Origin of the sequence: Actinomadura fibrosa (genome assembly GCF_900659615.1) — a bacterium.
In the GTDB taxonomy this organism is placed as follows: Bacteria; Actinomycetota; Actinomycetes; order Streptosporangiales; family Streptosporangiaceae; genus Spirillospora; species Spirillospora fibrosa.
This window is the reverse complement of the sequence record NZ_CAACUY010000259.1, coordinates 1-11,561: the sequence shown is the minus strand read 5'-3', so window position 1 is coordinate 11,561 and position 11,561 is coordinate 1. Positions and strand designations below refer to the sequence as shown.

The 11,561-nt window shown below is 75.2% G+C and carries 13 protein-coding genes and 1 pseudogene; 4 read left to right on the top strand and 10 right to left on the bottom strand.

Annotated features, from left to right (window positions below):
* The 7 genes and pseudogenes from E1300_RS41700 to E1300_RS41665 all read right to left on the bottom strand — a co-directional run.
* Nucleotides 1-293, bottom strand: a pseudogene (locus E1300_RS41700) (hypothetical protein); the annotation flags it as partial.
* A 72-nt stretch (nt 294-365) separates the two neighbouring features.
* The gene (locus tag E1300_RS41695) at nt 366-1,532 is read right to left on the bottom strand and encodes an LLM class flavin-dependent oxidoreductase (protein ID WP_131762807.1); all 1,167 of its coding nucleotides are present in this window, start codon (nt 1,530-1,532) and stop codon (nt 366-368) included.
* Nucleotides 1,529-2,569, bottom strand: a complete 1,041-nt coding sequence (locus E1300_RS41690; RefSeq protein WP_131762806.1) for an ABC transporter substrate-binding protein — start codon at nt 2,567-2,569, stop codon at nt 1,529-1,531. Before E1300_RS41690 ends, E1300_RS41695 begins: the two co-directional genes overlap by 4 nt.
* Complete coding sequence (locus E1300_RS41685; RefSeq protein ID WP_131762805.1) at nt 2,566-3,366, bottom strand: ABC transporter ATP-binding protein; 801 nt, start codon at nt 3,364-3,366, stop codon at nt 2,566-2,568. Before E1300_RS41685 ends, E1300_RS41690 begins: the two co-directional genes overlap by 4 nt.
* On the bottom strand, nt 3,342-4,244 hold the full coding sequence (locus E1300_RS41680) for an ABC transporter permease (protein ID WP_131762804.1): 903 nt from the start codon (nt 4,242-4,244) through the stop codon (nt 3,342-3,344). Before E1300_RS41680 ends, E1300_RS41685 begins: the two co-directional genes overlap by 25 nt.
* Nucleotides 4,245-4,266: 22 nt before the next feature.
* Nucleotides 4,267-4,902 (bottom strand): cysteine dioxygenase, encoded by a 636-nt coding sequence (locus E1300_RS41675; RefSeq protein ID WP_207400262.1) that lies wholly within the window; start codon nt 4,900-4,902, stop codon nt 4,267-4,269.
* 45 nt (nt 4,903-4,947) lie between these two features.
* A complete protein-coding gene (locus E1300_RS41665) occupies nt 4,948-5,046 on the bottom strand; it encodes a putative leader peptide (RefSeq protein WP_131762802.1) in 99 nt (32 codons plus the stop codon).
* A 153-nt stretch (nt 5,047-5,199) separates the two neighbouring features.
* On the opposite strand from E1300_RS41665, the gene E1300_RS41660 reads away from it, so the two are divergent.
* Nucleotides 5,200-6,453 (top strand): sensor histidine kinase, encoded by a 1,254-nt coding sequence (locus tag E1300_RS41660; protein ID WP_131762801.1) that lies wholly within the window; start codon nt 5,200-5,202, stop codon nt 6,451-6,453.
* Nucleotides 6,454-6,533: 80 nt separating this feature from the next.
* On the top strand, nt 6,534-7,208 hold the full coding sequence (locus E1300_RS41655; protein WP_131762800.1) for a response regulator: 675 nt from the start codon (nt 6,534-6,536) through the stop codon (nt 7,206-7,208).
* A 17-nt stretch (nt 7,209-7,225) separates the two neighbouring features.
* Here E1300_RS41655 and E1300_RS41650 read toward each other — a convergent pair whose 3' ends face one another.
* Both E1300_RS41650 and E1300_RS41645 read right to left on the bottom strand, forming a co-directional pair.
* On the bottom strand, nt 7,226-8,182 hold the full coding sequence (locus tag E1300_RS41650; protein WP_131762799.1) for a quinone oxidoreductase family protein: 957 nt from the start codon (nt 8,180-8,182) through the stop codon (nt 7,226-7,228).
* Nucleotides 8,183-8,232: 50 nt separating this feature from the next.
* Nucleotides 8,233-8,979, bottom strand: coding sequence for an SDR family oxidoreductase (locus E1300_RS41645; RefSeq protein WP_131762798.1), 747 nt, complete (start codon nt 8,977-8,979; stop codon nt 8,233-8,235).
* Between the two features lie 45 nt (nt 8,980-9,024).
* Here E1300_RS41645 and E1300_RS41640 point away from each other — a divergent pair, with 45 nt between their 5' ends.
* Both E1300_RS41640 and E1300_RS41635 read left to right on the top strand, forming a co-directional pair.
* Nucleotides 9,025-10,248 (top strand): acyl-CoA dehydrogenase family protein, encoded by a 1,224-nt coding sequence (locus E1300_RS41640; RefSeq protein ID WP_131762797.1) that lies wholly within the window; start codon nt 9,025-9,027, stop codon nt 10,246-10,248.
* Nucleotides 10,245-10,910 (top strand): TetR/AcrR family transcriptional regulator, encoded by a 666-nt coding sequence (locus E1300_RS41635; RefSeq protein ID WP_131762796.1) that lies wholly within the window; start codon nt 10,245-10,247, stop codon nt 10,908-10,910. The genes E1300_RS41640 and E1300_RS41635 overlap by 4 nt, the downstream gene beginning before the upstream one ends.
* Nucleotides 10,911-10,938: 28 nt before the next feature.
* Here the strand turns inward: E1300_RS41635 and E1300_RS41630 are convergent.
* A partial coding sequence (locus tag E1300_RS41630) for an ROK family protein (protein ID WP_131762795.1) occupies nt 10,939-11,561 on the bottom strand: 623 nt, incomplete at its 5' end.

The window sequence follows — 11,561 nt, the reverse complement described above, 5'->3', positions numbered from 1 at the left end:
GACCCATGTGGCCCGCAACGCCGACGGCGGCACCCGGCTGCTGACCTGGGCCCGGACGGGAGAGCCCGCGCGGCCAGCGCGCGCAGCCGCGGCTCCGGCTCGACGGCCACGACCTCCGTCACCGACGGCGGGTAGTGCGGGAAGTTCGCGCCGTACCCGGCGCCGAGCTCCAGCACCCGGCCGGACGCGCCGTCGAGCAGCTCGGCGCGGTGGGCGTCGCCGCCCGCCCGCGCCGAGGCGGCGTCCAGGCGCGGGTAGAGCCGGGCGAAGATCGGATGCCTGAGGTCGGTCACCCCCGCAGTCTCCGCGCCCCGCCGCGCCTCCGCAAGATCACTCTCCCGGGACGCGGCGGGGCGGTGCCGGGATCACGCGGTGGCGCGCAGGTGCGGGACGGCGCCGCGGCGGCGCAGCTCGGGCAGGACGCCCTCGGCGAACCAGTAGGCCTCCTCCAGGTGCGGGTAGCCGGACAGGACGAACTCCTCGATCCCGAGCGCGGCGTACTGCTCGATCAGGTCCGCGACCTCGGCGTGGCTGCCGACCAGCGCGGTTCCGGCGCCGCCGCGCACGAGGCCGACGCCCGCCCACAGGCCGGGGTGGATCTCCAGGTCGCGGGCGGCCCCGGCCGAGGCCGCCCCGGAGGCGCGGTAGTCCTCGTGGAGGGTCCGCATCCGCTGCTGGCCGACGGAGTCGCTGGCCGCCAGGGCCTGCTGGGCCTGGGCGATGTGCGCGGGGTCGATGCCGTCCAGGAGGCGCTGCGCCTCCGCCCACGCGGCCTCGGAGGTGTCGCGGCTGATGGTGTGCAGGCGGATGCCGTACCGGAGCGTCCGGCCGTTCCCGGCCGCGAGGCCCTGGATCCAGTCGAGCTTCTCGGCGACCTGCCCGGGCGGCTCGCCCCAGGTGAGGTAGGTGTCGACGTGCCGGGCCGCCACGGGCCCGGCGGCCGGGGACGAGCCGCCGAAGTAGATCTCCGGGATCGGGTCCGGGGGCCGGGAGACCGTCGCGCCCTCGACGTGGTAGTGCTCGCCCTTCAGGTCGAACGGCTCGCCGCTCCAGGCGCCGCGGACGATCGACAGGAACTCGTCCGTCCGGGCGTACCGCTCGGCGTGCCCGAGGTGGTCGCCGAAGCGGCGCTGCTCGGCGGCCTCCCCGCCGGTGACGACGTTGAGCAGCAGCCGCCCGCCCGAGATCCGCTGGTAGGTGGCGGCCATCTGGGCGGCGAGCGTCGGGGACACGAACCCGGGCCGGAACGCCACGAGGAACTTCAGCCGGGACGTCTCGCGCAGCAGCGCGGCGGTGACCAGCCACGCGTCCTCGCACCAGGTGCCGGTCGGGGTCAGCACGGCCTCGAAGCCGAGCTGCTCGGCGGACCGGGCCACCTGGGCGAGGTAGTCGATGTCCGGTGGCCGGATCTGGTCCGCCGTGCCCGGCCGCGCCTGCGGCCGCCCGACGCCCGAGGGGACGCTGTGCCCGCCGCCGATGAGGGCCCGGCTGTCCCCGGTGGTGGGCAGGAACCAGTGGAAGCGGAGGCTCATGAGGGGTCCTTCAGGTCGTTGAAGCGGGTGTCCACGAAGTCGGCGATCTTCACCTTCGCCGGGACGAGCCCCTGGTCGCGGAAGGCGTCGGCGACCTGCTGCTCGTTGGCGACGAACGTGCCGTCCAGCTTGATCAGCCGGGCCGCGCGGCGGCGTCCGGCGACCTCGGCGACCGCGACCGGCAGGCCGGTGTCCTTCGCCCAGACGGCCGCCCACTCCTTGACGTGGGTGTTGGCCCACACGAGGGCGCGCCGCTGCCGCGTGAGGTAGTCGCGGAGGGCCGCCTCCCGGGCCTTGTCCTTGAGCGCCTTCGACGAGGCGACGATGATGTTGTAGCCGGTGGTGTAGCCGGTGCCGTCGACGAGGACGCGCCCGCCCGCCTGCGCCTCGCCCTGCGCCGTGTACGGGTCCCAGATCGCCCACGCGTCGACCTTGCCGGTGCTGAACGCGGCGAGCGCGTCGGGCGGCGCGAGGTACTGCGGCTGGACGTCCTTGAACGTCAGGCCCGCCTTCCGCAGGACGGTGAGCAGGTGGTAGTGCGCGGAGCTGCCCTTGGCGACCGCGATCCGCCTGCCCTTCAGCTCGGCCGGCGTACGGATCGGCGAGTTCTTCGGGACGAGGACCGCCTGCCCGGTCAGCCCGATGTCGGCGGCCGCCACCATCTTGATCTTGGAGCCGGCCGCGGCGGCGAAGACGGGCGGGGTGTTGCCGACGGCGCCGAAGTCCAGGGCGCCGGCGTTCACCGCCTCCAGCAGCGGCGGCCCGGAGGTGAACTGCTTCCACTCGATCTTGTACGGGGCGCCCGTGAGCACGCCCGCGGCGCCGAGCAGCGCCTGCTGGCCGCCCTTCTGGTCGCCGATCCGCAGCGTCACCTTGGACAGGTCGACCTTGCCGTCCGGGCCGACGGCGGCGCTCTGCGCGTCGTCGCCGTCGCCGCCGCACGCGGCGGCGGTGAGCGCGGTCACCGCGAGGACGAGGGTCGCGAGGGATCTCCGGAGGGGGCGGAGGGCAGGGCGAACGGCGGAGCGGGGGGTCATGCGGTTCCTTCGGGGGCGACGCCGAGCCGCGCGAGGAGGGTCGCGCGCAGGGCGGTGAGGTCGGGATGGTCGCGGTGGCGGGGGCGGGGCGTCCCCACCCGGGACTCGTGGGCGATGCGGCCCCCGTCCAGGACGAGGACGCGGTCGGCCAGCAGCAGCGCCTCGTCCACGTCGTGGGTGACCAGCAGGACGCCCGGCCGGTGCCGCTCCCACAGGTCGAGGACGAGGCGGTGCATCGTGATGCGGGTGAGCGCGTCGAGGGCGCTGAACGGCTCGTCCAGCAGCAGGAGGCCGGGGTCGCGGACGAGGGCGCGGGCGAGCGAGGCGCGCTGGGCCTCCCCGCCGGACAGCGTCAGCGGCCACGCGCCGCCGCGCTCGGCCAGCCCGACCTCGGCCAGCGCCTTGTCCGCCGCGCCGCGCGGGTCGGCGGTGTCCAGGCCGAGGACGACGTTCGCCCACACCCGCTTCCACGGGACGAGCCGCGGCTCCTGGAAGGCGACCGCGACGGTCGCGGGGACGTCCAGCCCGCCCTCGGTGCCGCCGTCGAGCCCGGCCAGCGCCCGCAGCAGCGTGGACTTGCCGGACCCGCTGCGCCCGAGCAGCGCCACGAACTCCCCGCGGGCGATGGTGAGGTCGGCGCCGTCCAGGACGGCGCGGTCCCCGAACCGGCGGGTCAGCCCCTGCACGCGGGCCGCGTACGCGCCCGTTCCCGCACCTGCTTCCGTGTCCGTTCCCGCGGCTGCGTCCGTGCCCGCCGCGTCCGGCTCCGCGCTCACACCGGGAAGCCCTTGCGCCATGTCAGCGCCCTCCTCTCCACCAGCCGGACGGCCGCGTCGGTGAGCAGCCCGAGCACCGCGTAGACGGCGAGGCCCAGCACGACGACGTCCGTGCGCAGGAACTCCCGCGCGTTGTTGATCATGTAGCCGAGCCCGGAGTCGGCGTTGACCTGCTCGGCCACGATGAGGGCGAGCCAGGCGGCGGCGAGGCTCTGCCGCAGGCCCACGAGCGCCTGCGGCAGCGCGCCGGGCAGCACGATGTGCCGGACGAGCCCGGCCCGGCCCAGCCGGAGCGTCCTCGCCAGCTCGGCAAGCCCGCCGTCCACGCCGCGGATGCCGGCGAAGGTGTTGAGGTAGAGCGGGAACGCGACGCCCAGCGCCACCAGCGCGACCTTCGGCGACTCGCCGATGCCGAACCAGAGGATGAACAGCGGGATGAGCCCGAAGTGCGGCAGCGCCCGCAGCATCTGCATGACGGGGTCCACGGCGTTCTCGCCGAGCCGGCTGAGCCCGGCGAGGACGGCGAGGCCCACGCCCGCCAGGGCGCCGACGGCGAACCCGAGCGCCGCCCGCTGCACCGACACGGTGATGGCGTCGGTCAGCGTCCCGTCGCCGATCAGGTCGAGCGCGGTCGAGCCGACGGTGGACGGCGCCGGGAGCTGCCGCTCCGACAGCAGGCCGGTGCTGGAGGCGAGCTGCCACAGCACCAGCAGGACGAGCGGGCTGATCCAGCGGGCGAGCGCGGCGCGCGACGATCGCAGCGTGGCGAGCGCCGGGCGGGCGCGGCCCCGCGGGACCTCGGCCCCGGCGGACGAGGCGGGCGCCGACGAGGCCGGCCCGGACGGGGTCGGTACGGGCGAGGCCGGCGCTGACGAGGTGGATACGGACGGGGTTGGCACGGTCGGCGTCCTCCCGGGGCGTCTACCAGTCTTCGGCCGACTCGGACGCCAGCTCGACGAGCCGGCCCTCGGCGTCCAGGTCGTACCGCCGCATCGACGACAGCGGCGGGGAGTACACGTGCACGCTCACCGCGGGGGCGTCGGAGGTGTTGCGCACGTCGTGCACGTAGTCGGGCCCGAAGGAGCGGGCCTCGCCCACGCCCAGCGAGCGGACGGCGCGGACGCGGTCCTCCTCCAGCGTCCCGAGGGCGACTGCGAAGGCGCCGGCGGAGTCGCCGTGGTCGTGGAAGCCCGTCGACTGGCCGGGCAGCCAGCTGATCACCCAGATCTCGTGCTCGGCGTCCTGGTGGAGCCGCTGGTACCAGCGGCCCTGCGGGTCGAGCCGGACGCGGTGCAGCCACTCCGGCCAGTTGCGGGCCAGCTCGCGGGCGCGCTCGGCGAGCCGGGGCGGCGCGAGCGGCGCCCCGGACGGGGCGCCCTCCGGGGCGGCCTCCCGGGTGATCTCCGGTGCGGTCTCAGTGACCTGGGCGGCCTCCGGGACGGGCAGGGTCTCCGGGACGGGCAGGGTCTCCGTGGCCCGCGCGGCGTCCAGGGCGTCCGGGACGTGGGCGGCGGGCGAGGCTCCGGTGGGCGCGCCGGAGTCGGTGGTGACGGTCATGCGGTCGTGCTCCTCGGCGGTGTGCGGTCGGCGTCCTTGCGTGGTTCAGCGGGACGGCCGGCGACACAGCGCGCTGGCCTGGCGGCGCAGGTCGACGTGCAGGCGCTCGTGCAGGCGCTCGTCAGGGGAGCTGGAGAACGTCACCCCTCCAAGGGTGGACCACAATCCCTATAAAGTCAATCGGAAATACCGTCTAGCGTCGCGAGGGGCCGCCGCGCTGATACCCAGGGAGCGGATGGGATCTCCCTCCCCGGGGGCAGGCGATCCTGGTCACGGGCGTCCTAGGCTCGCAGTGAGATGAACGAACCAACGCGCCCCGGGCCGGGCAGGCGGGCCAGGCTGCTCAGCGGGATCCGCGCCGCGCTCGTCCCCGGGTCGGACGAGCCCGGCGTCTGGCTGCTGCCCGAGCGGCGCCTGCTGCGCTACCCGATCCTGCTGTTCCTGCTCGCGCTGACCATCGGCTTCACCGCGGGCTCCATCGCCATCCCGATCGAGTCCTACCACCTCGACGCGTCGTACGCGTGGCCGCTCGGCGCGCTCCAGGCGGCGCCGCTGGTGTTCGCGGCGCGCCGGCCGCTCACGGCCTGGCGGGTCGCGGCCCTCGGGCTGCTGCTGACGGTGCTCGTCCGACACGGCGAGGGCTTCATGCCCTGGCCGGTCACCGCGATCCTCGCCCTGCTCGTCATCCTGTTCTTCGTCGGCGTCGGCTGCGACCGCCAGACGACCGTGGGGGTGGGCGCCGCCACGGTCGCCGGGACGCTGCTGCCCGCCGTGCTGTTCGGCATGGCCGGCTGGTTCGGCATGATCCTCGCCGGGCTCGTGGTCGTCGCGCTGACGTTCGGCGACGCGGTCGGGGGCCGCAACTCGGCCGTGGAGGAGCTGCGCAGGCGCGAGGAGCAGCACCGGCAGGACCTCGCCCGGCAGGCCGTCCTGGAGGAGCGGGCGCGCATCGCCCGGGAGCTGCACGACGTCGTCGCGCACCACATGTCGGTGATCGCCATGCAGGCCGAGGCCGCGCCCTACAAGATCCCCGAGCTGCCGGACGCCGCCCGGCAGACGTTCGGGGTGGTGCGCGACGCCGCCCGCGAGGCGCTCATCGAGACCCGGCGCGTCGTCGGGCTGCTGCGCTCGGACGACGACGGCGCCGAGCGGGCCCCGCAGCCGGGCCTGGACCGGCTGGACGAGCTCACCACCGCCGCCCGCGGCGCGGGCCTCGCGGTCGGCACCGTCGTCGTCGGGATGCCCCGCCCGCTGGACGCGGGCGTCGACCTGTCGGCGTTCCGGATCGTCCAGGAGTCGCTGAGCAACGCGGCCCGGTACGCGCCGGGCGCCGGCGTCCAGGTCGAGGTGCGGTACGGGGCGAAGACGCTGACGGTGTGCGTCACCGACGACGGCGCCCGGAGCGCGCCGGAGGAGTCGCACGGCGGCGGGCACGGCCTGGTCGGGATGCGCGAGCGCGTGACGATGCTCGGCGGCACGCTGGAGGCCGGGCCCCGCGGCGGGGCGGGCTGGTCGGTGACGGCCGAGCTGCCCTACGGCGACTCCGGCTGAGCGGCCTGGCCCGCGAGCCGGGCGGGGGCGATCCGGGCCGACCGATCACGGGCGGGACGTCCGGCCCGTACAGTTCTGTCGTGACCATAAGGGTGCTGATCGCCGACGACCAGGTGATGATCCGCGACGGGCTCGCGGCGCTGCTGTCCTCCGACCCCGGGATCGAGGTGATCGGGCAGGCCGGCAACGGGCGCGAGGCGGTGGAGATGGCCCGCGCGCTGGACCCGGACGTCATCGTGATGGACATCCGGATGCCGGAGATGGACGGCCTCGCCGCGACCGCCGAGCTGATCGGCGCGCCCGCGGGCGACGGCGACCCCGCGGACGCCCGGCCCAAGGTGCTCGTCCTCACGACGTTCGACCTCGACGAGTACGTCTACGAGGCGCTCGGCGCGGGGGCCAGCGGCTTCCTGCTGAAGGACGCCTCCGCCGCCGACCTCGTCAACGGCGTGCGGATCGTGGCGTCGGGCGAGGCGCTGCTCGCCCCGTCCATCACCCGCCGGCTGATCGGCGACTTCGCCCGCCGGCGCCGCCACCAGCGGCCGAGCCCGAACGCGACCGCGGGGCTCACGCCCCGCGAGCTGGACGTGCTGCGGCTGATCGCCCGCGGGCTGTCCAACGCCGAGATCGCGGGCGAGCTGGTGCTGGCCGAGCAGACGGTCAAGACGCACGTCGGGCATGTCCTGACCAAGCTCGCGCTGCGCGACCGCACCCAGGCCGTCGTCTACGCCTACGAGAACGGCCTGGTGGGCTGAGGCCCCGCCCCCGGCCGCTACCGGGAGGGGTCCAGGACGAGCTTGCCCGTCGTGCGGCGGGCGCGCAGGTCCTCGTGGGCCCGGCGGACCTCGGTGAGCCCGTACTCGCCGCCGTGGACGACCTTGAGCCGGCCGTCGGCGGCGAGGCCGAACAGCTCGTCCAGGGCGGACCGCATCACGTCGCCGGGGAGCTGGAAGACGTGCGCCAGCCACATGCCCGCGATCGTGGTGGAGTGCGACATCAGCGTGGCGGGCCGCACCGGCGACGGCTCCCGGCGGGAGGCCATGCCGTAGAAGGCGAGGCGGCCGAACGGGGCGAGGGCGCGCAGGCTCTGGTCGGTGACGTCCCCGCCCGTCATCTCCAGGACGGTGTCGACGCGGCGGCCCCCGTTGGCCTCGATGAGCGCGTCCTTCAGGTCGGGCTCGTTCGCGTCGATCGCGACGTCGGCGCCGAGGTCCAGCGCCAGGTCGCGCTTCTCCTTGGACGAGGCGGTGGCGATGACCCGCCCGGCGCCCCACGCCTTGGCGAGCTGGACGGCGAGGGTGCCGACCCCGCCCGCGGCGGCGTGCACGACGACCGACTCGCCGGGCTCCAGGTGGACGCTGCGGCGCAGCAGCAGCCACGCGGACGCGCCCTGGACGATCATGCCCAGGGCGGTGGCGTCGTCGATGCCGTCCGGGACGTCCCAGGCCAGGGCCTCGGGCGCGACGGCCCGCTCGGCGTACCCGCCGGTGCCGACGAGCGCGACGACGCGGCGGCCGTCCTGGGTGGTGCCGACGACCTCGCCGCCCGGGACGAGCGGCAGCGTCGTCTCCGACAGGTAGCTGTTCTCGGCCTGGTGGGTGTCGGCGTAGTTGATGCCGGCCCGGGAGACGTCGATGAGCAGGTGCCCGGGCCCCGCGGACGGGTCGGGCAGCTCGGTGACGTTCAGGACCTCGGGGCCGCCGAACTCGGTGATCTGGATCGCGCGCATGACTCTCCTTCGGTCCTGCCGGACGGACGGGACGGACAGGGCGGACGGGCTCAGCGGGGCCCGGGAACGCCGCGGAACTTGAACGGCTCGGACGGGCGCCCGGGAACCACATACCACGCCTGCCCGGCGCCGTCGGCGTTCAGCACGGCCATGAACGCCTCGACGACGTCGGACACGTCCAGGATGGGGAAGCCCGTCGCCTCCAGCTGCTCCTTCATCGGGACGAGGATGTCGGTGTCGGCGAACGAGGGGCACAGGGCGTTGACCCGGATGCCCTCGCCCTCGAACGCGGGCCCGAGGGCGCGGACGAGTCCGACCACGGCCGCCTTGTTGGCGCCATAGACCGGGTCGAACGGGGTGGCGGTCAGCGCCGCCATGCTGGCCGTCGCGATGATGTCGCCGCCGCCGCGGGCGCGGATCGCGGGCAGCGCGGCGTGCACGCCGAAGACGACGCCGTCGAGGTTGACGCCCATGGCGCGGCGGTAGGCGGCGAGGTCGAAGTCGGCGTCGACGCCCCCTCCCCCGGCGATGCCGGCGTTGAGGAACGCGATGTCGAGGCCGCCGAAGCGGTCGACGGCCGCGGCGACGGCGGCCTCGCTGTCGGCGGGCTCGCGCACGTCGCAGCGGACGAAGGCGCCGCCGAGCTCGTCCGCCAGCGCGGTGCCGGCGTCGGCGTCCACGTCGGCGAGCACGACCCGGGTCCCCTCGCCGGCCAGCCGGTGCGCCACCGCGGCCCCGATGCCCTTGGAACCGCCGGTGATCAGCGCGACCTTGCCGGTGCCGTCGAAGGCTGCCATGGGACTCCCTCCCCAAGTAACTGACTCGTCAGTTACTCTAGCGGAATGGACTTCGGTTTGAGCGAGCGGGCCCAGGACCACCTCGGCCGCCTCCAGGACTTCATGGACTCCCACGTCTACCCGGCCGAGCCGGTCTACGCGGAGCAGCGGCGCGAGCTGCGGGCGCGGGGCCGCGAGCACCACGTCCCCCAGATCGTGGAGGACCTCAAGGTCGAGGCGCGCAAGCGGGGCCTGTGGAACCTCTTCCTGCCCGACAGCGACGACCCGGCGCACGGCCTGAGCGTCACCGACTACGCGTCGCTCGCCGAGATCACCGGCCGCTCCCCGAGCCTGGCGCCGGAGGCCACGAACTGCGCGGCCCCCGACACCGGGAACATGGAGGTCCTGCACCTGTTCGGCACGCCCGAGCAGAAGGAGCGCTGGCTCGTCCCGCTGCTGAACGGCGAGATCCGCAGCGCGTTCGCGATGACCGAGCCGGACGTCGCGAGCTCCGACGCCACCAACATCTCTACCCGCATCGAGCGCGACGGCGACCATTACGTCATCAACGGGCGCAAGTGGTGGATCAGCGGCTCCGCGGATCCGCGCTGCAAGATCATGATCGTGATGGGCAAGACCGACCCCGAGGGCCACCCGTACCGGCAGCAGTCGATGGTGCTCGTGCCGCTGGACGCGCCGGGCGTCGAGGTCGTCCGCCCGCTGCCCGTGTTCGGCTACCAGGACCAGCACGGCCACTCCGAGATCACCTTCACCGACGTCCGCGTCCCGGTCGAGAACCTCGTCGGCGAGGAGGGCGGCGGCTTCGCGATCGCCCAGGCCCGCCTCGGCCCCGGCCGCATCCACCACTGCATGCGCGCGATCGGCATGGCCGAGCGGGCGCTGGAGCTGATGTGCGAGCGCGCGCTGTCGCGCGAGGCGTTCGGCGGGCCCCTCGCCAAGCAGGGCGTGGTCCGGGCGCAGATCGCCGAGTCCCGGATGGCGATCGAGCAGGCCCGGCTGCTGACCCTGAAGACCGCCTGGCTGATCGACAAGCACGGCGTCCAGGCCGCCCGGTCGGAGGTCGCGGCGATCAAGGTCGTGGCGCCGCGGGTCGCGCTGGAGGTCGTCGACCGGGCCATCCAGGTGCACGGCGGCGCCGGCGTCAGCGACGACACCCCGCTCGCCGCGATGTGGGCCGGGCTGCGCACCCTGCGGCTCGCCGACGGCCCGGACGAGGTGCACGTCCGGTCGGTGGCCCGCGCCGAGCTGGGCAAGTACCTCGGGGCATGACCGGAGTCACGGGGGACGCGGCGCCGGGCGTCCGGCGGCGGATGCCGCACGCCCGGCGGCGCGAGCAGCTGCTCCAGGTGGCGCTGGAGGAGTTCGGGCGGCGCGGCTACCACCTGACGCAGATGGAGCACGTCGCGGCGGCGGCGCAGGTCTCCAAGGCGCTGCTCTACCAGCACTTCGCGTCCAAGGAGGAGCTGTTCGCCGAGGTGACCGACGCGGTCGTCACCGAGCTGACCGCGCGGCTCAACGCGGCCGTCCTCGCCGAGCACGACTCGGCGCAGGGCATCCGCGCGATGATCCGGGTCCTGTTCGACTACGCCACCGAGGACCCGGACGCCTGGGCGCTGGTCATCCGCCACCTGGACAAGCCGGAGGTCGGCCTCGGGCTGCGGGAGCTGCGCGACCGCCTCGGCACCGCGTTCGCCGACCTGCTGCTCCGCCGCCGCCGCGCCGACCCGAAGCTCTCCAGGGCCGCGCTGGAGGTGAACGAGCGCCGGGCGCGGCTGCTCGTCCCGCTCATGTACGGGTCGATGCTGTCGATGGTGTCGTGGTGGCTGGACCACCCCGAGACCGACCGCGAGCGCGCCGAGCAGATGGCGCTGGAGTTCATCTGGCTCGGCCTGGACCGGCTGCGCTCCGGCGAGCGCATGCCGCGCCCCTGACCGGACCTGACCGGGCCCGGCCGCCCGGCTAGCCGAAGACGTCGTCGCGGGCGAGGCCGAGCGCGGTCAGCACCGCCCCTTGCAGGATGGTGTTGCCCTCGACGGCGCTCGCGCGCACCTCGGTCGGCGCCGGGGACAGCGGGGCCAGCCGCTCGGCGACCAGACCGGCCAGGAGCTCGCCGCCGTCCCGTCCCGTCGCGCCGCCGAGCACGACCAGCCCCGGGTCCAGGACGGCGACGAGCGCGAAGACGGCGCCGACGATCCGGTCCGCGAGGGCCGCCGGGGCGAGCCCGCGGACGGCGCCGGCCTCCAGCAGGGCGCAGAACTGCTCGCCGCCGAAGCGCAGCGGCCCGACCTCCCCCGCGCCGCCGGACGCGCCCCGCCGCAGCCGCCCGTCCAGGACGACCGCGGCGCCGATGCCGTCGTCCAGCCAGAGCAGCGCGAAGTCGTCGTGCCCGGCGGCGGCGCCGACCCGGTGCTCGGCGACGGCGGCGAGGTTGACCTCGTTCTCGACCACGACCGGCGCGCCCAGCCGGTCCCGCAGCGCCGGGAGCAGGTCCGGGCGCCAGCCGGGGACGCCCGCGTCGGTCGCGAGGCCGGTGCGCGGGTGGACCAGGCCGGGGGTGCCCAGCACGATCGTGTGCAGCGCCC